This is a genomic window from Shouchella rhizosphaerae, assembly GCF_900142675.1.
GTDB classification, from domain to species: Bacteria; Bacillota; Bacilli; order Bacillales; family Bacillaceae_D; genus Shouchella; species Shouchella rhizosphaerae.
Window position 1 is genome coordinate 887,043 of sequence record NZ_FRBS01000001.1, and the last position, 19,660, is coordinate 906,702.

At 46.6% G+C, this 19,660-nt stretch carries 18 protein-coding genes; all 18 read right to left on the reverse strand.

Annotation, left to right across the window (positions count from 1 at the left end; translation table 11 throughout):
- Positions 1-6 precede the first annotated feature (6 nt).
- The 18 genes from BUC05_RS04585 to dpaB all read right to left on the reverse strand — a co-directional run bounded on the left by BUC05_RS04585 (position 7) and on the right by dpaB (position 19,656).
- Positions 7-1,620: a DEAD/DEAH box helicase gene (locus tag BUC05_RS04585; RefSeq protein WP_011247043.1), complete on the reverse strand. Its 1,614-nt coding sequence runs from the start codon at positions 1,618-1,620 to the stop codon at positions 7-9.
- Positions 1,617-2,855 (reverse strand): competence/damage-inducible protein A, encoded by a 1,239-nt coding sequence (locus tag BUC05_RS04590; RefSeq protein WP_035201712.1) that lies wholly within the window; start codon positions 2,853-2,855, stop codon positions 1,617-1,619. Before BUC05_RS04590 ends, BUC05_RS04585 begins: the two co-directional genes overlap by 4 nt.
- 28 nt (positions 2,856-2,883) lie before the next feature.
- Positions 2,884-3,462 carry a CDP-diacylglycerol--glycerol-3-phosphate 3-phosphatidyltransferase gene (gene pgsA / locus BUC05_RS04595; protein WP_073304190.1) on the reverse strand — a complete coding sequence of 193 codons (579 nt, stop codon included), beginning with the start codon at positions 3,460-3,462 and terminating at the stop codon, positions 2,884-2,886.
- A gap of 155 nt (positions 3,463-3,617) precedes the next feature.
- A complete protein-coding gene (locus BUC05_RS04600) occupies positions 3,618-4,508 on the reverse strand; it encodes a helix-turn-helix domain-containing protein (protein WP_011247046.1) in 891 nt (296 codons plus the stop codon).
- Positions 4,509-4,529: 21 nt separating this feature from the next.
- A complete protein-coding gene (locus BUC05_RS04605) occupies positions 4,530-5,297 on the reverse strand; it encodes a DUF3388 domain-containing protein (protein WP_011247047.1) in 768 nt (255 codons plus the stop codon).
- Positions 5,298-5,491: 194 nt separating this feature from the next.
- Entirely contained in the window at positions 5,492-5,740 is a 249-nt protein-coding gene (locus BUC05_RS04610) for a DUF3243 domain-containing protein (protein WP_011247048.1), read from the reverse strand.
- Positions 5,741-5,812: 72 nt separating this feature from the next.
- The gene (gene ymfI, locus BUC05_RS04615; RefSeq protein WP_073304193.1) at positions 5,813-6,526 is read right to left on the reverse strand and encodes an elongation factor P 5-aminopentanone reductase; all 714 of its coding nucleotides are present in this window, start codon (positions 6,524-6,526) and stop codon (positions 5,813-5,815) included.
- Entirely contained in the window at positions 6,523-7,815 is a 1,293-nt protein-coding gene (gene yfmH, locus BUC05_RS04620; protein ID WP_073304195.1) for an EF-P 5-aminopentanol modification-associated protein YfmH, read from the reverse strand. The genes ymfI and yfmH overlap by 4 nt, the downstream gene beginning before the upstream one ends.
- Positions 7,815-9,092 (reverse strand): EF-P 5-aminopentanol modification-associated protein YfmF, encoded by a 1,278-nt coding sequence (gene yfmF / locus BUC05_RS04625; protein ID WP_011247051.1) that lies wholly within the window; start codon positions 9,090-9,092, stop codon positions 7,815-7,817. Before yfmF ends, yfmH begins: the two co-directional genes overlap by 1 nt.
- 157 nt (positions 9,093-9,249) lie before the next feature.
- Positions 9,250-9,960, reverse strand: coding sequence for a GntR family transcriptional regulator (locus BUC05_RS04630; RefSeq protein WP_035201419.1), 711 nt, complete (start codon positions 9,958-9,960; stop codon positions 9,250-9,252).
- 41 nt (positions 9,961-10,001) lie between these two features.
- Entirely contained in the window at positions 10,002-12,344 is a 2,343-nt protein-coding gene (locus BUC05_RS04635; protein ID WP_011247053.1) for an FtsK/SpoIIIE family DNA translocase, read from the reverse strand.
- A gap of 134 nt (positions 12,345-12,478) precedes the next feature.
- A complete protein-coding gene (locus tag BUC05_RS04640; protein ID WP_011247054.1) occupies positions 12,479-12,700 on the reverse strand; it encodes a YlzJ-like family protein in 222 nt (73 codons plus the stop codon).
- Complete coding sequence (locus BUC05_RS04645) at positions 12,697-13,428, reverse strand: ClpP family protease (RefSeq protein ID WP_011247055.1); 732 nt, start codon at positions 13,426-13,428, stop codon at positions 12,697-12,699. The genes BUC05_RS04640 and BUC05_RS04645 overlap by 4 nt, the downstream gene beginning before the upstream one ends.
- Positions 13,429-13,586: 158 nt before the next feature.
- Entirely contained in the window at positions 13,587-15,254 is a 1,668-nt protein-coding gene (locus BUC05_RS04650) for a ribonuclease J (protein ID WP_011247056.1), read from the reverse strand.
- A 530-nt stretch (positions 15,255-15,784) separates the two neighbouring features.
- Positions 15,785-16,675: a 4-hydroxy-tetrahydrodipicolinate synthase gene (dapA, locus tag BUC05_RS04655; protein ID WP_011247057.1), complete on the reverse strand. Its 891-nt coding sequence runs from the start codon at positions 16,673-16,675 to the stop codon at positions 15,785-15,787.
- 25 nt (positions 16,676-16,700) lie between these two features.
- Entirely contained in the window at positions 16,701-17,918 is a 1,218-nt protein-coding gene (gene dapG, locus BUC05_RS04660) for an aspartate kinase (RefSeq protein WP_011247058.1), read from the reverse strand.
- A gap of 11 nt (positions 17,919-17,929) precedes the next feature.
- A complete protein-coding gene (gene asd, locus BUC05_RS04665; protein ID WP_053856833.1) occupies positions 17,930-18,982 on the reverse strand; it encodes an aspartate-semialdehyde dehydrogenase in 1,053 nt (350 codons plus the stop codon).
- A gap of 92 nt (positions 18,983-19,074) precedes the next feature.
- Positions 19,075-19,656, reverse strand: a complete 582-nt coding sequence (gene dpaB / locus BUC05_RS04670) for a dipicolinate synthase subunit B (protein WP_035201425.1) — start codon at positions 19,654-19,656, stop codon at positions 19,075-19,077.
- Between the last annotated feature and the right edge of the window lie 4 nt (positions 19,657-19,660).

The following is a 19,660-nucleotide window of genomic DNA, read 5'->3' on the forward strand; positions in this document are numbered from 1 at the left end:
AAAGGTCTATGAACGACGCGACCCTGCTGGCGTGCGCCGCTCCCGTTTCGGGCGAGGCTTAGCAGGTTCAAGGTTGACGCGCGCTCCATTAATACGGGAATAGCGCAAGCCTTCATACACAAATGGCGCCGCCTCTTCTGGTACGTCGACAAAGGAGAAGTTTTCAAAGATGTCGATGCGGCCAATCGATTTGACGGGAATGCCGACAAGGCGGCCGATTTCTTCGCCTAAAATTTTCGGCGTCAAATTGACATTTCGTCCAACATTGATGAAGAAGCGGACCATTCCTTTAGCACCGCCTGTGTCCCCAAAGCTGTAGCCAGCATCTTCGGTTGCCGTCTCTGTAGAAAACTTTAATTTCAATAGCGCCGCAACCACTTGTTTAGGGTCTTGCTCAGCAAGAATTTCATCGACAAGGGGCAAGAACAACTCCATTTCTTTGCCGCCTTGCTCAATTGTATCCTGAATTAAGTTTTTCCAAGAACTTTGCTGTTTTTCAACTACTTCTTCAATCGTCGGTACACTCGCTGACGGAATGTGCATCTTGATTTCTTTTTCAATAGAGCGGAGATGCTTCATTTCCCGAGGCGTAACCAACGTAATCGCTGCGCCTGTCCGGCCCGCTCGCCCTGTACGGCCAATCCGGTGCACATAGCTTTCAGGGTCTTGTGGAATATCGTAGTTGATGACATGGGTGACATTTTCCACATCGATGCCCCTAGCAGCTACGTCTGTAGCAATGAGGAACTCGATCGATGAGTCGCGGAATTTTTTCATGACAACATCACGCTGAGATTGTGTCAAGTCTCCATGGAGACCATCAACGAGATAGCCCCGAGCTTGAAGTGCTTCTGTCAGTTCAGCGACACCTTTTTTCGTGCGGCAAAACAAAATGCCGAGCTCCACGTCATCGCTATCAATGATGCGGCAAAGGGAGTCAATTTTATTCCGTTCCAATACTTTATAATAAACTTGGTTGATCGAAGGCGCCGTTACTTCGCCCTTATTAATCGTCACTGTTTTCGGATCGTTCATGTATTTTCGTGACAGCTTGCGGATCGCAGGCGGCATTGTAGCAGAAAACAACAACGTTTGTCGCACTTGATTGACTTCCTTTAAAATCGCTTCGATGTCATCGACAAAGCCCATATCGAGCATTTCATCAGCTTCGTCAAGGACAACGGTATGGACCGAATTAAGTTTGAGCGTTCCACGGCGCAAATGGTCAAGCATCCGCCCTGGGGTACCAATCACTACTTGCACTCCTTGGCGCAACGCTTTGATTTGGTGGCCGATCGATTGCCCGCCGTAAATCGGCAACGTCCGAATCCGTTTATGAGCCGATAGCTTTTGCAGTTCTCCAGAAACTTGAATGGCCAGTTCCCTTGTTGGCGTCAAAATTAACGCTTGAATGTAACGCTCTTCAGTCACTTTATCGACAACCGGTATCCCAAAAGCAGCTGTTTTTCCAGTCCCTGTTTGCGCTTGGCCAATTACATCGCCACCTGTCAAAATGGCAGGAATCGCTTTTTCTTGGATAGGGGATGGTTCTTCAAACCCCATATCCTGGATTGCTTGTTTCACTTGGTCCGAAATATCAAAGTCTGTAAAATAGGTCATTTACTACCATTGCTCCTTTTCAATTCTTCCAGTAAATAAAAATAGCCAAATTTCACCGCTCGCATTCGTACGGCATTGCGTCCCCCGGATAAAGACAGTGTGTATACGCGCTCTTTCCCTCCTGGCAAAAGAAGCGCCAGAAAAACGGTGCCCGCTTCGTGGCCTTCTTGCACCCCAGGGCCAGCCACTCCTGTAAAAGAGATGGCAATATCAGAACCGTAAAGTGTTTTGACGCCACGTGCCATTTCCAATGCACATGCTTCGCTAATGGCGCCATCGCTAGCAAGGGTGGCGCTTGAAACTTGAAGCAATTGCTGCTTCAGTTCATTGGAGTAGGCAGTCACGCTCCCTTTTAGCACGTGGGATGCGCCAGCGAACGCAGCCAATTCGCTTGAGAAAAGCCCGGCAGTCAAGCTTTCAGCGCTGGCAATTGTCAGACCGCTCGCCTGCAAACGCAAAAACGTTTCCTTGACCAGTGTCGTTTCGTTATAGCCATATAAATATGAACCGACCCGTTTCCGAATCAATGTTTCCGTTTCATCAAGCAAACGGGCAGCTTCATTTTTATCTGCATGCTTGACAGTCAAGCGCAGTTTCACTTCCCCATCACCAGCCAATGGAGCGATTGTCGGGTTCGTTTGCGTCGCAATCAAGTCCAAAAGGTCTGTTTCTAATTGTGATTCCCCAATTCCAAAAAAATGAAGCACACGGGAAGTGATTTCTGTCTGTTCAGTGGCGCCTAACAGTTTAGGCAAAAGCTCGTTGACGAACATTGGCTTCATTTCACTTGGTGGCCCAGGCAAAAGCGCCAATTTTTTCCCGTCTTCCAGCTCGCATAGCATTCCCGGGGCCATGCCATGACGGTTTGCAAGCACGGTGCAGCCTTCAATCACATAGGCTTGCTTTTTATTGTTAGGCGTCATGACGCGGTTATGGCGTTTAAAATAATCTTCAATTTCATGAAGCGCGTTTTCATCGTACACAAGCCTTTTTCCACAAAACGCCGCGACCGTTTCTTTCGTCAAATCATCTTTTGTCGGGCCAAGTCCGCCCGTTAAAATGACGAGATCGGCACGCTCATATGCTTCTTGAAGTGCTATTTTTAGCCTGTCCTCGTTATCTCCCACAACTGTGTGCCGGTACACGTCGACACCAATGCTTGCTAGCTGTTTAGAGATGAACTGGCCATTTGTATTGGCGATCTGGCCAAGAAGCAGCTCTGAGCCAACGGCCATTATTTCTGCATTCAATCCATCCTCTCCCTTACATCGATTTTAAAATGACGTGTTTGTTTTTCACAAAATATTCGATTCCAGACCAGATCGTTAACAGAGCCGCGATCCATAGCATTATGGAAGCAAATGGAAATGAAAGAGCTGAAAAAGGGATATTATGTAAAAGACTAGCAATAATAGCGATAATCTGGGTGAGCGTTTTCCATTTGCCCAGTTTGCTCGCCGCTATAACATCGCCTTCTGCCGCAGCAACTAAGCGAATGCCCGTTACCGCAAACTCACGACTAATAATGACAATGGCAATCCAAGCTGGCACGAGCTGTGCTTCCACTAACCCAATTAAGGCAGCAGTCACAAGGAGCTTATCGGCCAAAGGATCGAGAAATTTGCCGAAGCTAGTGACAAGATCAAGCTTCCGTGCATAGTAGCCGTCGAGCCAATCTGTGGCAGAGGCAACGACAAAAATCGCTGTGGCCACAAGCATGCTGTATGTAATTGGCTGTTGAAACCACTCCGTTTCGCCATGCGGCCAATCGACAAGCAAAAACAGCATAAATGCCGGGATTAAACAAATCCGCGCTACGGTGATTTTATTTGCTAAATTCAAAAGCTTCCCGTCCCTTCCTTTTTGCCAGTTTGCATGAAACCAGTCTGGACTCACTTTTTTATTGTACCATAGTTGGCACCGTACTGAAAAAAACAGCGCTTAATCAAAAACAACAACAACGAAAAAGTCCCCGGTACTAAGCCGGGAACGATTCGTTATTCTTGTTCTTCAACGGTAATGGTCACATATTGGTGATCGGTTTCCAGGAGTTCGACTTCAAGGCCGTTTACTTCCACCCTTTCAACCCCATAACCGTTGCCAATATTAAGCTCAAGGGCGTCAAGACCGCTCACGTCTGGCTCAAAATCATCTTTGTAGTCTCCGCCGTTTTCATCCATTGCCTGTCCATCGCGGTCACGGACTTGCACATAAGAGCCTTCTCCCATTTCAATTTTCAACGTTTCAATTGCCTCCACGTTTGTAAGGATATAAGTGGAGACGTTGCCGGATGTCTCTTCCAATGAAAGTTGAGGCTCTTTGTCCGTTTGCTCGTCTTCTGATCCGCTTTCCTCGTCAGCTGCTTCGTCTTCGTCAGCTGCTCCTTCGCCTTCTTCATCGCCAGCATTCTCGGGCGGATCATACGTATCTGTTTGGCCGGCTTCTTGCTCATTCTGAACTTCGCCGCCGCTATCACGGCCGCTAATATTCCAAATAAGAACGACGACAAGCACGACAGCAGCAATGAGCAAGATTGGCACTAAAATAGAAGCCAGCGATTTTCCACGCCCTTTTCCTGGCCTTGAAGGCGCTGTACGCGCGCTTGTTTTTACCCGTTCAGAGCGTGAAGGCAAATCGACTGCTTCCGTTTGCGGATTGGGCAGTTCGTTTTTATACGTTTCCAGCACTTCATCAGCATCAAGGCCAATCGCTTCCGCATACGTCTTGACAAATGCCCGCGCATAAAAAATGCCCGGGAGCGTATCAAAATTACCTTCTTCGATCGCTGCCAAATACCGTTTTTGAATTTTGGTCGTACGCTGCAGATCATCAAGCGTGATCTGTTTTTCCTCACGCGTCTCTTTTAAGTAGTTCCCTAGTTCTGACATGGTCACACCTACCTACAAACTTTAGCTTATGTCAAATGAAGAAAAGCCTGGCTCGACGACGTCATACGTAATTTGCTCACTATCGTCATTGCGCAATTCAATAATGCAGTCAAAGTCTTCAAGCTCATACTCTGACTCACGGATAAAAATGTCAGGGTGTTCAACCACTTTTACTGCTGGGAGCCGCATGATGTCGTCAACAAGCATGCGGTGTTTTTCAGTGGCTCTCATCGTTGACACAATGCCGTCAATAATAAAAATGTTGTCCCCATCCATTTCATCTTCAGCCAACTGGCTCCGTACAGTCTGCCTAAGAAGCGTCGAAGAGATAAAGCTCCAGCGCTTGTTCGCACAGACGCTTGCTGCTACTACCGATTCGGTTTTGCCGACTCTCGGCATGCCGCGAATGCCGATTAAATAATGGCCTTCTTTTTTCATTAATTCAGCCATAAAATCAACTAATAGCCCTAGCTCTCTACGAATAAACTTAAATGTTTTTTTCTCCGTGGCATTTCGCTCGATATAGCGACCATGGCGAATCGCCAATCGGTCTCTAACCCGGGGCTCGCGGAATTTTGTAACGGTTACGTTGCCAATTGTATGTAAGATGGCTTTAAACCTTTTTACGCTGTCATCGTCAGAAGTGCGCAAAAGCATACCTCTTCTCGTGTCGTCAATGCCGTTAATTGTGACAATATTAATGGACAGCATGCCAAGAAGAGAAGAAATATCCCCGAGAATCCCCGGGCGGTTTTCATGGAGCTGGTACTCAAAATACCATTCTTTCACCGCGGCACTTCCTTTCTTGAGTGTGAAAAATGGACAAAATCAGCTATTCTTCTTGGGTCTATGATATAGGATACACTACTAAAAGGAAAGTATTTTCCTATGTAAAATTGCAAATTTCCGCAAATCGCCAAACAAACCGCCGTTTTTAGTAAAAAAAACTGCCTGTTCACAAATTGCGAACAGGCAGGGGCGCCTTACTGTTGGTCTACCAATTTTACCATCATATTAGCGATAGCATGCTGTTCTTTCTCATCTGCGACTTTCCAAAGGTCTGAAAGAACACGCTCTTGTTCATTTTTCGGCTCAACTTGCCCTGCCAAATATTCGCCAACTTGGTAAGCAAGGTCACTGACGACATGTTCATTCATGCCCTCTTTTTTTGCTTGGTCAAGACGCCCTCCTAAAAAATCTTTCCATTGTTCCCAGTTGTCAAGTACTGACATGTGAATCCCTCCTTTAGAATTTAAAAAGATTCACACTTAGTATGCCGGTTTCACTTGCCTTTATGCGCTGACTTAACAGTACCAACCGCCATTGACAGAAAGAATTTGACCATGTATGTACGACGCCTTATCGCTGGCCAAAAAGGCAATCGCCTCTGCCACTTCATCGGCTGTCCCAAGCCTGCCGTACGGAATGTCTTCAGCAAGCAGACGAAGGTCTGCCTCGTTGTAGCCTCTAAGCATGTTTGTATCGATCGCTCCCGGAGCAACGGCATTAATGCGTATGCCGCTCATGGCCGTTTCTTTTGCCATGCTTTTAACAAACCCATTTAAACCGCTCTTTGCTGCCGCATAGATGCTTTCCATGCTTGCTCCTGTGAGCCCCCAAATGGAGGATGTGAGCACAATCACGCCATCGCGTTTTCTAAGCATTTCCGGCAAAAAAGATCGTACTAGTTTGATCGGGCTAAGCAAGTGCACATGCATTTGTGCTTCAAGGAGATCGTCATCCACGTCTTGCAAGAGCGCAGATGCAGCGCTGCCAGCACAATCGACAAACACATCAGGCGCGGCAGGTAGTTGCTTTGCAAGTGCGACGGCGCCCTCTGCGCTAGACAAATCGGCTTTAATGGCAACACAAGGACAAGGAACGGCTGCCGCTAGAGCGTTGGCTGCCTCGATGTTTTCCGAGTAGTGGATATAAAGCTCAGACGCCTCTTGTGCAAGGATTGCTGCCGTTGCTTGCCCGATTCCTCCAGTTGCCCCTGTTATTAAAATGCGCTTCATGACATGTCTTTGTCTTTGACTGTCGCTACCGTCCGGTACTCGCTTTTAAAATGGTGATGGAGCACTGTTTCCAAATCTGATGCTTCTAACGATTCAAGCATCGGCACGACATCAAATAAATTCATGCCATTAAACGCATAGCGTGTAAATTCATTGGCAATGTTTTCAGGTGAGTTCAAAGAACGAAGAAAAGCGCCAATTTTTTTCTTAATGGCCCGATCCGCTTCTTCTTTCGCTAGTGGACGCTGCTTGAATGCCGCAATGGTCTCGATAACTTTCTCTTTTAGCTCCTCTGGCTTTGTACTGTCTCCGCCGATAATTGAAAAACCGAACCCATATTCTGCAGTATAGTCAAATGCAAACGTCTCATTGATGGTCCCGGCCTCATACATAGCCTCGTATGCCTCGGAACTTGGGCCGAACATAAGATCGAGCAAAACATTTAACGACAGTTCGTATTTTAGCAGTTCTTTCCCTTGGCGCGTTGGGTTTGACTCTTTAAAGCCAACAAATACCTTCGGCGTATGAACAGGCATAGCGACAACATGTTCGGTTCTGTCAACCGGCGTCCCTTCAGGCTTCACATGGCGCTCAATCGGTTTTGGTTCAGCAAATTCCTTTTTGCTTTGGTTCGCCCGGACGAGCTCCATCATTTCATTTACGTCCACCGAGCCGACAATGAACAGCAACATGTTGCTAGGGTGGTAGAACGTCTCATAGCAAGTGTATAAGTCCTCTTTCGTGATTTTGCTAATCGACGGGATCGTCCCAGCGATGTCAATTTTGACCGGATGGGTTGAATACATATTTTCAATTGTCCCAAAGTAAGCGCGCCAATCAGGGTCATCATCATACATCGTAATTTCTTGCCCTATAATGCCTTTTTCTTTTTCCACTGTTTCATCGGTAAAGTAAGGGTGCTGAACAAAGTCAAGCAGCGTTTCAACATTTTGGTTGACGTTGGATGTGCTTGAAAATAAATAAGCGGTACGAGTAAAGCTTGTAAAAGCGTTCGCTTGTGCCCCTTGTTTGCCAAATGTATGAAAAACATCGCCTTCTTCGCTTTCAAACATTTTGTGCTCTAGAAAGTGGGCAATGCCGTCTGGGACTTTTACTGGCTCTGTCTGTCCAAGAGGAACAAAATGGTTATCAATCGAACCGTATTTGGTTGTAAAAGTGGCAAACGTTTTATGGAACCCTGTTTTTGGAAGAATGTAAACATCAAGCCCATTATCAAGTTGCTCATAATAAAGCGTCTCTTCTAATTGTTTAAATTCAAGCGGCTTCATTACTCACTCTCCCCTTTCAAAAAGTAAATCGTATCCAATTCCCATTTTTTCGCTGCATTGACAATATCCATTTTCGTGACTTTCTTTAACGCTTCAATCCGTTCGCCAATTGGATAAGTCGTCCCTGCTACCATTTCATGGTAAGACAATTCGACAAATCCTCTTGGAGTATCAATCGCTTCTAGCATTTGATTGATGAGCATCGCTTTTGTCTGTTCGATCGTTTCCTCGTCAAACTCTCCTGCTTTCATGGCCTCTGCTTGTTCTTTAATAATAGCAACCGCACGTTCAAATTTATTAAATTCAATCCCGGCCATTACCATTAGCACGCCTTTATGACTTTCAAGGCGAGATGCGGCATAATAAGCAAGACTCTCTTTTTCGCGGACATTTCGAAACAACTTCGACGACGGGAATCCGCCAAAGATGCCATTGGCGACTTGCATCGCCTCATAATCTTCATCGCCAAACGTTGTATGTGTACGAAAGCCAATATGCAATTTGCCTTGTTTGACTTTTTGCTTTTCAGTCACGAGGTTTTCGGTTATCTGAACCGGGCTCTTGGCTGCTGCTTGTCCTTCCGCTTTTGGATGGCGCTTATATGTGAATAGCTCCTCGATATAGCCAGTCAGCTCGTTTTCATCATAGGCGCCAATGATATACAGGTCAAAACGATCTTCGGTGACCATGCGTTCATACGCTTGGTAAATCGCCTGTTCATCGAGTGTATCAAGGTCGCTAACGCGTCCATAAGCTGGAAGGGCAAACGCTTCGCCTTTGAACATTTCCTCTGTGATCCGCACGTTGGCATAACGCATTTTGTCATCATAAATCGCGGCGATCCGCTGGGACAAGGCCCGTTTTTCTTGCTCAACAATCGCTTTCGCGAAAGACCCGCCTTCCAGTCTCGGCTCAAAAACAACTTCTTTAAAAAGGGACAGCGCTTCTTTTAATAATGGTTGTTGGCCTGTCAAAAACCGCTCACTGGCTATTTCCATGCGAAAGCTTAGTACATGCTGCTCGCCTTTTTTTTGAACGTCGCCTGTTAAAATCGCTCCATACATATCATCAAGTTTGCGCCTAAGCTGTTTGCGATTGCTATAGTTTTTGGTGCCACTTTGCAAAATAGAAGGGATGAGTGCTCTTGCTGTTAATGTACGATCATTCAATGGCGCTTTCGCCATTAATAAAAATGTAACGGTTTTAAATTTGTCCGTTTTCCAATAATGGATATTCATTCCTGCTTGCTGCGACGAGCGTACTTGTAAATCAACCATTTGCCCACTTCCTTTACAAACTTAAATTTGTCGTTCCTCTCCTTCTCGCATGCTGCGAGCAAGGCAGACGATGCAACAGCGGCCCTTTTAGTGTGCCAACAAAGGCGGCAAATCATCCGCAACGTCTAAAAACCGCCGAAGGTGGCGGTTTTTTTGCTTATTTGCTTTTTCTTACAACATTAAACTTAAATTTGTCAGACCGAAAATAATTGACAGAGTGGAGCACCGCTTGATCATGATGATCATAATGGGTTTGTCTTAAAAGAAGAAGCGCCGTTTCAGGAGTGCACTCCAGCACTTCCGTTACATGCTCATGGTAGCCGATCGGCTCAATCGAGGCAAGCGCATAAGCAATTGGTCGGCCTGCCTCTTCTAAAAACTGAAAGATCGACTTCATTTCATGAATAGAGCGGTTGCCGACTAAATCTGCCGGAAGCTGGTCAAGGCAGTAAACGACAGGCATACCGTCTGCTGTCCGTACACGCTCAAGTTGCAGCATTTCAAACGATTCCGATCGATTAAAACGCGCTCTGTCTTCCTCTGCCGAAACTTCAATCGTTGACGACAAATAAATCGTGCCTGGCGTCATATTTGCAGACGCAATCATGTTGGTTACACTTTGCAGCTCTTCGATTCCCGCTGAGAACAGCGGCTTTGAAGGCACAAATGTGCCTACGCCGTAGCGCCTTACAACGAGTCCGTCTTCTTCTAGCAGGCGCAACGCTTCCCGCAATGTTTCTTTGCTTACACCTAAATGCTTGGCAAGCTCATATTCAGATGGGAGCTTACTCCCCTCACTGTAGTGGCTGATTTCTTCCTTTAACTGATCGATCACTTGTATATAAAGCGGCCGATGATCCGCCTTCATCACCGATTCCATCCTCTCTATCGCAACCCTTTCTTTCTAATTTATGAAGTTGCCTCTTCATCATTACGGCTGATCAATACTTCCCTAGGCTTACTGCCCTCATATGGGCCGACAACGCCTCTTGCTTCCATTTCATCAATAATGCGGGCTGCCCGTGTATAGCCGACGCGAAAGCGGCGCTGGATCATCGACACGGATGCAGTACCGACTTCCACGACTAAGTCAACGGCGTCGTTGTATAATTCATCTTCAGGCTCGCTGTTTGTTGCCTGATCAACCGAAGGCGTCATTTCTTCTACATATTGGGCTTTTTGCTGGGAAATGACATATTCAACAACTTTTTCAACTTCTTGATCCGATAAAAATGCCCCTTGTATACGCGTTGGCTTGGTTGCGCCCATTGGCAAATAGAGCATATCCCCTCGGCCTAGTAGCTTTTCAGCCCCACCAGAATCCAAAATCGTCCGCGAATCGGTTTGCGACGAAACGCCGAAAGCAATCCGTGACGGGATGTTGGCCTTAATGACGCCAGTAATCACGTCTACAGACGGCCGCTGCGTAGCAATAATCATATGAATGCCTGCTGCTCGCGCCATTTGCGCAAGACGAGCGATTGAATCTTCGACATCGCCAGACGCCACCATCATTAAGTCGGCGAGCTCGTCCACAATGACGACAATATAGGGCAACAATGGCTGCTTGCCTTCTTCTGTTTCATTGTGGCGGCGAATATAGTCATTATAGCCTTCGATATTGCGTGTGCCAGTATGGGAAAACAAGTCATAGCGTCGTTCCATTTCAGCGACCACTTTTTTTAGTGCTTGAGACGCTTTTTTCGGTTCTGTAACTACAGGTGTCAACAAATGAGGAATGCCGTTGTACACGTTTAGCTCAACCATTTTGGGATCAATCATCATCAGCTTTACTTCATGGGGTTTGGCTTTCATTAAAATGCTTGTAATGATGCCGTTGATGCACACACTTTTGCCGCTGCCTGTCGCCCCTGCCACAAGCAAATGGGGCATTTTATTTAGCGGCGCCAGCACAGGTTCCCCTGAAATGTCGCGGCCAAGTCCAACAGAAAGCACTTCATGTTGTCGTGACGCAGCTCCTTCAAGCACTTCCTTTAAAGAAACAATCGCAATTTCCTGATTGGGCACTTCAATGCCAACCGCTGATTTGCCCGGGATTGGTGCTTCAATGCGAATGTCTTTTGCAGCAAGCGCCAGAGCAAGGTCATCTGCCAAGTTGACGATTTTGCTTACTTTTACGCCAATGCTCGGATTGACTTCATACTTTGTAACGGCTGGACCTAAATGAACTTTGGACACACGAACGTTGACTCCGAAGCTGGCAAGTGTTTTTTCCAATTTGCGGGCATTGGATGTCAACTGTTGCTTTTCCTGCTTTTGTTCTGGCTTATCAGGCGTCAGCAACAAATCAAGACTTGGCAATGTATAGGATTCATTCGCTTGTTCCATCTGCACCAAGTCAGCCGGCACCAGGGCTCCATCCTCCTCTGTTCCGCCAGCCTCCGCCACTTCAACAGCGCCTTCTTTTTTTCCTTGCTTAACAGGATGGACCGTTTGTTCTTCAGGCTTTGCCTGTGCATTTTGCGTAAAATCGACGATTTCTGGCTCAGTCTGTTTATCCCATGGTTCAAGCTCCTGTTCTTCTACTTCCTCGTTTACTTGCTGTTTTTTCTTCTGGCGCACTTTCTTTTGTTGGCGTTCTTCATTCATTTTCACTTTTGCCTGTTTCCGCCAAGAAGCAAAGTCTTGCCATGCCGCTTTCACAAAATCAGTCACAAACAAATACGTGCGCCGGTACGCTTTTCCGACCATTTCTCCAAAGGAACGACCGGAAATTAAAATGGCACCAATCATAATGAGGATAAAACAGAACAAATATGTACCTGCGTTGGCAAACAAAAAGTGGCTTACTGCATAGCCAACTGCCCCAAGCATACCGCCGCCAAGATCGACAGACTGGCCAGACGTCATTTCTTCCCAATAAAGGTTCCATGTCCCCCGCAAAACTGATTCATTGTTAACGTTGCCAGTTAGCTGAAGTTCACGGAATAAGCTGATGTGAGCCAAAATCGCCATCGAAATCACGATTGTGTACAGTCCAGCTAAACGCCTTCCCCACAAGGCCGGTTTTTTCCGTTTAATCATGATGTACAATGCGCTTACAAAAAAACCGAGCGCCAAAACGACAAACCATTCTCCTAAGAAGAAACGAAATAAACGGACAAATGCTTCCCCTACGCTCCCTAATCGGGCCAGCGTTACAAGAGCCACTACAAGTAGGCCTAATCCTACAAGTTCAAAAGTCAACTGGGACTTCCACTGGTTTTTTTTTCGTTTCTTGCGTTTTGCCATGGAGTCACCCTCTAGAAAATCATACTCGAACAAGCAGCCTAAAACGCGAGGCTGCTTAAAATCGACTGTTGTTATTATATCATACCATGTTTTCGGCGCCCACCACTACAGCGATTCCGTTTTTAACGGTTTTTTTATGGAACCCATCTCGCTGAAAGCAATGAGCCTGGAGCGTATTCAGGCTTTAAAAAGGCATTTGGATCACTCGAAAGGAGACGGATAACTCGAAAGCTGCCATCGTCAATTCGCTCAACGACAAGCTGGCCTGCGTCACAGTCAATCACTTGTTGACTTTGGTAAACCGTATCTTCTTCAGGAAAAAGAAGTTCATAAGGAGTCGTCGTGTACAAAATCATTGGATAACCTCCCCGTCTGCTTTCTGCTCCTCAATCATTTCATTCAGCTTTCTAATCGCTTGGCCGATGCCGCCCACTTCATTAATAAGTCCATATTCAACCGCATCTGTGCCAATGACATTCGTGCCAATGTCCCGGGTGAGATTGCCCTTCGAAAACATTAATTCTTTAAATTTTTCTTCCGATATTTGCGAATGGGAGGTGACAAAGCGAATGACGCGGTCTTGCATTTTATCCAAATACTCAAATGTTTGCGGTACGCCAATGACGAGGCCAGTCAGACGGACAGGGTGGATCGTCATCGTCGCTGTTTCAGCAATAAACGAATAGCTTGCCGCTGTAGCAATCGGCACGCCAATGGAATGCCCACCGCCAAGCACAAGTGTAACGGTTGGTTTTGAGATCGAAGCGATCATTTCCGAAAGGGCCAACCCTGCTTCGACATCGCCGCCTACTGTGTTTAAAATAATTAACAATCCTTCAATTTTCGGATTTTGTTCGACGGCCACTAACTGTGGAATCATATGCTCATATTTTGTCGTTTTGTTTTGCGGGGGCAGTTGCATATGCCCTTCAATTTGGCCAACGACCGTCATGCAATGGATGTTGGAAGCGCCCATATCCGGCACATTCGATTGCCCGAGCTGCTGGATTTTTTCAACAAGCGTGCTTTTCTCTTCTTGTTTCTCTTTCGGCTCTTCTGGAGCAGGTTGCTCTTCATTTTCCATCTAGTCCACACCCCTTCTCTTTACATAAACGTAGTATGGGGCGAAGCATTCATTATTATGTGTTGCCGCTATAAGAAAGCCTGAGCCCCATTCAAGGAAGGGACTCAGGCTTTTAGCATGTTCATGCAGTTAAACGCTTTTTTCCAACAAACTTACGGCTACACTTCCATAATGATCGGCAAGATCATTGGCCGCCTTTTTGTTTTTTCAAATAAGTAGCGGCTTAAGCCTTCACGAATGTTGCTTTTTAAGCTTGACCATTCATTAACATTTTCTGTCACGCATTTTTGCAAAATGGAGGTCACAAGCTCATTTGATTTTTCGAGAAGCTCTTCTGATTCACGGACATAGACGAATCCGCGGGAAATAATATTCGGTCCAGATACAATTGTGTTTGTCTTTTTGTTCAATGTGACAACCACGACTAGAATGCCATCTTTAGAAAGCAAGCGGCGATCGCGCAAGACAATGTTGCCGACATCGCCGACACCAAGTCCGTCAATTAACACATGGCCTGATGGCACTTTTGGCCCGCGCCGTGCTTGTTGTTTTGTGAATTCTATGACTTCCCCTTTTTCGACTATATAAATCCGTTCTTTTTTTATGCCAACTTGCAAAGCCAATTGCTGGTGAGCATGCTGCATGCGGATTTCCCCGTGTATCGGCAAGAAAAACTTTGGACGCATCAAATTCAGCATCAACTTTAGCTCTTCTTGTGAACCATGGCCAGAGGCATGGACAGCCTGGCTGCCATAAATCACCTCAGCGCCAATCCGGTAAAGCTGGTCGATGACGGCGGATACGCTTGTCTCATTTCCAGGAATCGCTGTAGCAGCGATAATCACTGTGTCATTTGGTGTAATCGTAATATGGCGATGTGCTCCTTTTGCCATCCGCGTTAACGCTGACATCGGCTCCCCTTGGCTTCCTGTTGTCAAAATCGCCACTTTTTCTGGTTTATGCTTGTTCACTTCATCCATATCAATTAATAAATCTTTCGGTATTTTCAAGTAGCCAAGCTTTCCAGCGATGGAAATAACGCGCACCATGCTTTTGCCAACAACTGCAAGCTTTCGATTGGTAGCGGAAGCCGCTTGGATCACTTGCTGGATTCGATGGACGTTTGAAGCAAACGAGGTGACAATAAGGCGTCCTTTTGTACGAGCGAACACGTCTTTTATGCCTTTGCCGGCCTCTGCTTCCGATTTTGTTGTCCCTGGCCGCTCTGCATTCGTAGAATCAGACATGAGGCAGAGCACACCTTTTTGGCCAATTGCTGCCATTTTTCCGATATCAGCATGTTTTCCATCGACCGGTGTTTGGTCAAACTTAAAATCACCTGTATGGACAATGGCGCCTTGGGACGTTTCCACGCAGACACCAACACAATCTGGAATGCTATGGCTAACACGAAAGAAAGATACTGGTGTATTTCCTAACTTAATGCGCGAGTTGGAATCGATTAAGCGCAGTTCTGCGTGCCTATGAATGCCTGCTTCTTTCAATTTCTCTTCAACGAGCCCTAACGTTAGCTTTGTGGCATACACAGGCACGTTGATTTTCTTCAGCACATACGACAACCCGCCTATATGGTCTTCGTGTCCATGTGTCAAAATAATTCCCCGTACACGTTCTTCGTTTTCCACTAAATAAGACACATCTGGAATAACGATGTCGACTCCAAGCATATCGTCATCAGGGAACATTAAACCCGCGTCAATGACAATGATATCCTCATCTACTTCAATGCCGTACATATTTTTGCCGATTTCGCCGACTCCGCCGAGGGCAAACACACGCACTTTTTCTGTTTCTTGCTTAGACAATGATTTTCCTCCTAGTTACAACGCTAGTCATACTTAACTGGTTGTTCTTGTAATCGTTTCAAATTCCGTTTAGTGCGTACTTCAGGCTTCATGGACGCCAATCTCGCACGACAAACAACACGCGGTTTCAAACATTCAATCATTCCCTGTTTAAAGCGACCGTGGCGCTTCTTGGAAACACACATTAGCTGATTGAACATTTAGAGAACCGAGCTATCATTTTCCGATTTCGTTCCGTTCCAATGCCGATTTTCTTTTAACAATGGCGGCTTCCATGACCACCTTTACCCGAACGCATCACTTGGAACTTAGTATACCTTAATTTTCAAGATAAAAACAAGGGGGATTTCATTGACGACGTTCGCACACAGCTAAAAGCCCCTGTTGCAGCCAGCTGCAACAGGGGCTTAGACGATAAACAAACGCTTGCTTTCTTCGTTGTTCACCTTATATGTTTAGGAACAGTCGCTCCATTTTCACCTTCATTTGGTCGCATCTCGGCATCAAGCGTCATCGCGTTCAAATGACGTTTATCGCGATTGGATTGTCGCCAGCGCCTGGTCAACCACCGCTTTTTCCTGATCGTTCACAGGGGCAAGAGGGGGTTTTACTTCGCCAACGTCAATGCCGTTTTTGTTAAGCGCATACTTTACACACGCTGGATTTGGAGCTAGGAAAAGAGCTTGCATGACAGGCAACAGCTTACGGTGCATCATTGCCGCTTTCCCATTTTCCCCTGCCTGAAACGCACCAATCATCGCTTGCATTTCCTTGCCAATCAGATGGGAGGCAACAGAAACGATCCCATCACCGCCAATCGCTAAAATTGGGAGTGTCATGCTGTCGTCACCACTGTAAACAGCAAATGAGGCTGGCGTATGCTCGATGATGGCCGCAATTTGTTCTAAATTGCCACTTGCTTCTTTAATCGCTACGATATTGTTGACATTCGCGAGGGCAATCGTTGTTTCCGCCTCGAGGTTGACTCCCGTCCTGCCTGGAACGTTGTACAGCATGACTGGCAAGTTTGTCTCGTTGGCAATTTCACTAAAATGGCAAAAAAGCCCTTGTTGCGACGGTTTATTGTAATACGGGGTGACAAGCATAACACCGTCGACGCCTGTCTTTTCCGCCGCCTTTGTTAGCTCAACCGAAGCATGCGTATCATTGGAACCTGTGCCAGCCACGACGGCTGCGCGCCCGTTGGCCTGTTTGACACAAAAAGCAAACAGCTCTAATTTTTCTTCCTTGGACAGCAGCGGTGATTCTCCGGTTGTCCCGGCTACAATGAGAACATCCGTTCCGTTTTCAATCAAATGCTCGATAAGCTGTTCTGTCTGCTGATAATCAATTGCACCCGTTGATTGAAACGGCGTTACCATAGCTGTCCACACTGGGCCGTATTTTCCTGTTGGTTTCACATGCGCCCCCTCCGTTTATGGGAAATTACACAGTTGTCGCTTCACTGAGCTGAAACATTTTGTGCAGAGCATTCACTGCCTTTTTCATATCTTCATTTTTGACCAACACCCAAATCGTTGTATGGGAATCTGCCGATTGCAAAATTTGTACATTCTCGCCACTTAAGGCGCTGACAATTTTCGCTGCAACGCCAGGTACACCGCTCATTCCTGCTCCCACAGCGGACACTTTCGCGCACCCGCGCCGAAGCTCGGGCGTGTATCCAAGATGCTCAAGCACTTGTTTTGCTTTATCTGCCGCCTCATCACTGACAGTATAGGTCACCCCACTTGGGCTAATGTTAATAAAGTCTACGCTAATCTTAGCTTGGGCCATCGACTTAAACACATTTTCCTGTAAGTCAAGCTGACCTTCTTTTGCAGCAACTTTGATTTGCGTCACATTTGCCACATGGGCAATCCCTGTAATCATCCGTTCGTTGACATCCATTGAATGGGAAGCGCCAAGGGCAGTAACGAGCGTCCCTTCGTTGTCTGAGTAAGTGGAGCGAATCCGGATCGGAATTTTCGCTTGCATGGCAATTTCCACCGCACGAGGGTGGATGACTTTTGCGCCTTGGTACGCCATGTTGCAAATTTCATTGTAAGACATGGCTTCCAATGCTCTCGCATCGCTGACAATTCGAGGATCAGCCGTCATAACACCTTCTACATCGGTAAAAATGTCAACCCACTCTGCGTGAAGAGCTGCTCCCAGAGCTGTTGCCGATGTATCGCTCGCACCGCGGCCGAGCGTCGTTACATCGCCGCTTTTCGACTGTCCTTGAAAACCGGCAACAACGACGACATCTTCTGTCTCTAGCTTTTTAAGCAAATGCTCGCATTTCATTTCTTTAATTTTCGCATTGCCGAACTCCTCGTTTGTACGGAATCCTGCTTTTGCCCCGTTCATGGCTGTCGCTTGGACACCATGTGCATTGAGGAGGTCTGAAAACACAACCGCTGAAATCGTCTCGCCACAAGAAACGAGTAGGTCTTGTTCCCGCTTCGTGATGCGGGATTTGCTAACGAGGCTAAGCAGCGTATCGGTTGCATAAGGATCGCCTTTTCTGCCCATCGCTGAGACAACAACGACAACTTTGTAGCCATCATTGACTGCTTTTTGAACATGGCGTACTGCTTGCAGCCTCGATTCGTCCGTTTTTACAGATGTACCGCCAAATTTCTGGATAATGATTTTCATGTTTGATTCACTCACTTGTTCAATAGGTTCAGCTTGATGAGGCTTTCGGCGATTTGCACAGAATTCCAAGCTGCCCCTTTTAAAAGATTGTCAGACACAACCCAAGCATGGTAGCCATTGTCACGATCTAAGTCGCGGCGCACTCTGCCGACAAATACGTCGTTTTTGCCAACCGCATTTGTGACGAGGGGGTAAAGCTGTTCTGCTGGGTTGTCTTGGAGTGTAATGCCTGGCGCTTCGCTTAGCAAAGCTTGGATTTCTTTTACGCTTGCTCCAGACTGCTCCGTTTCGAAGTAGATCGATTCTGAGTGGCCCGTTTCAATCGGCAAACGCACGCATGTAGCAGCCACTTCAAGTTCAGGCATGTGCATGATCTTCTTCGTTTCATTGATCATTTTCATTTCCTCGAACGTATAGCCATTGTCTTGGAACACGTCAATTTGCGGAATCGCGTTAAAGGCAATTTGGTAATGGCGCTTCTCTTTCGCGACCGGCAGCACTTCTGCTGTTGCTTCTTTCCCGTCCAAAATAGCCCGTGTTTGCTTTTCCATTTCCTCGACTGCTTCAAGCCCTGCCCCTGAAACGGCTTGGTATGTGGACACGATCACTTTCTTTAATCCAAGCTTTTTGCGGATCGGCTCCAACGCGACTACCATTTGGATCGTGGAACAATTTGGATTGGCAATCACACCTTGGTGATTGCGCAAATCGCTTTCATTGACTTCAGGCACGACAAGGGGCACGTCAGTATCCATCCGAAATGCACTCGTGTTGTCGACGCAAACAGCTCCGCGCTTAATCGCTTCAGGGACAAGCGCTTTCGAAACTGAACCGCCTGCCGAGAAAAGGGCTAATTGTACACCTTGAAACGACTCAGGCGTCGCCTCTTCGACTGTATAAGATTGGCCTTTAAACGTTATTTGTTTTCCAGCCGAACGTTTCGATGAAAGGAGCTTTAGGCTCTTAATTGGAAAATCACGTTGTTCTAATGTTTTCAGCATTTGCTGGCCGACTGCGCCGGTTGCCCCGACGACAGCGACGTCAAAATGTTGTTGTTCGTTCATGGTTTCGTATCCTCCCTCAAAGTTCAGCTATCTATCTCTTATCCTCTACTAAACTTTACGGGATTTCCCGACGATACGCAACTGTCCAAAGCCTATTTTTGTACAAGAACAGGCTGAAGTTGGTTGCCGTGCATGGCTGCTTCAGCTGCTGGAATGAGTTGATCCATATGGGCTACAAGGGAATTCGGCTTTTTCACATGGTCATCTTGGCCATATGGAATAAAGTAAATATTTTTTGTTGCCATTAAGCGCATAATGTTAACGCCGTTCAATCCAAGGCCATCGTTGGTAGAAATTCCAAGCAAGACAGGCTTGCCGTTACGCAATGTCGCTTTAGCCCCCATAAGTACAGGGTTATCTGTCATCGCATTCGCAAATTTAGAAATCGAATTTCCTGTCATCGGGGCAATAATCATTAAATCGAGAGGGGTTTTCGGCCCAAAGGGCTCTGCTTTGACCATCGAATTGACAAATGGCTCAGAAGTGATCGTTTGCAGCCGTTTCATCCAATCCCCACTGTCGCCGAACTTGGTGTCTGTCGTCTCTACTGTATAGGTTAAAAAAGGGGTGACTTTCGCGCCGAGCTCAACCAAATTCTCGATTTGCGGATAAACAGCGTCAAATGTGCAATGTGAGCCAGTCAGGCCAAACCCTATATGTTTGCCTTTAAGCATCGCG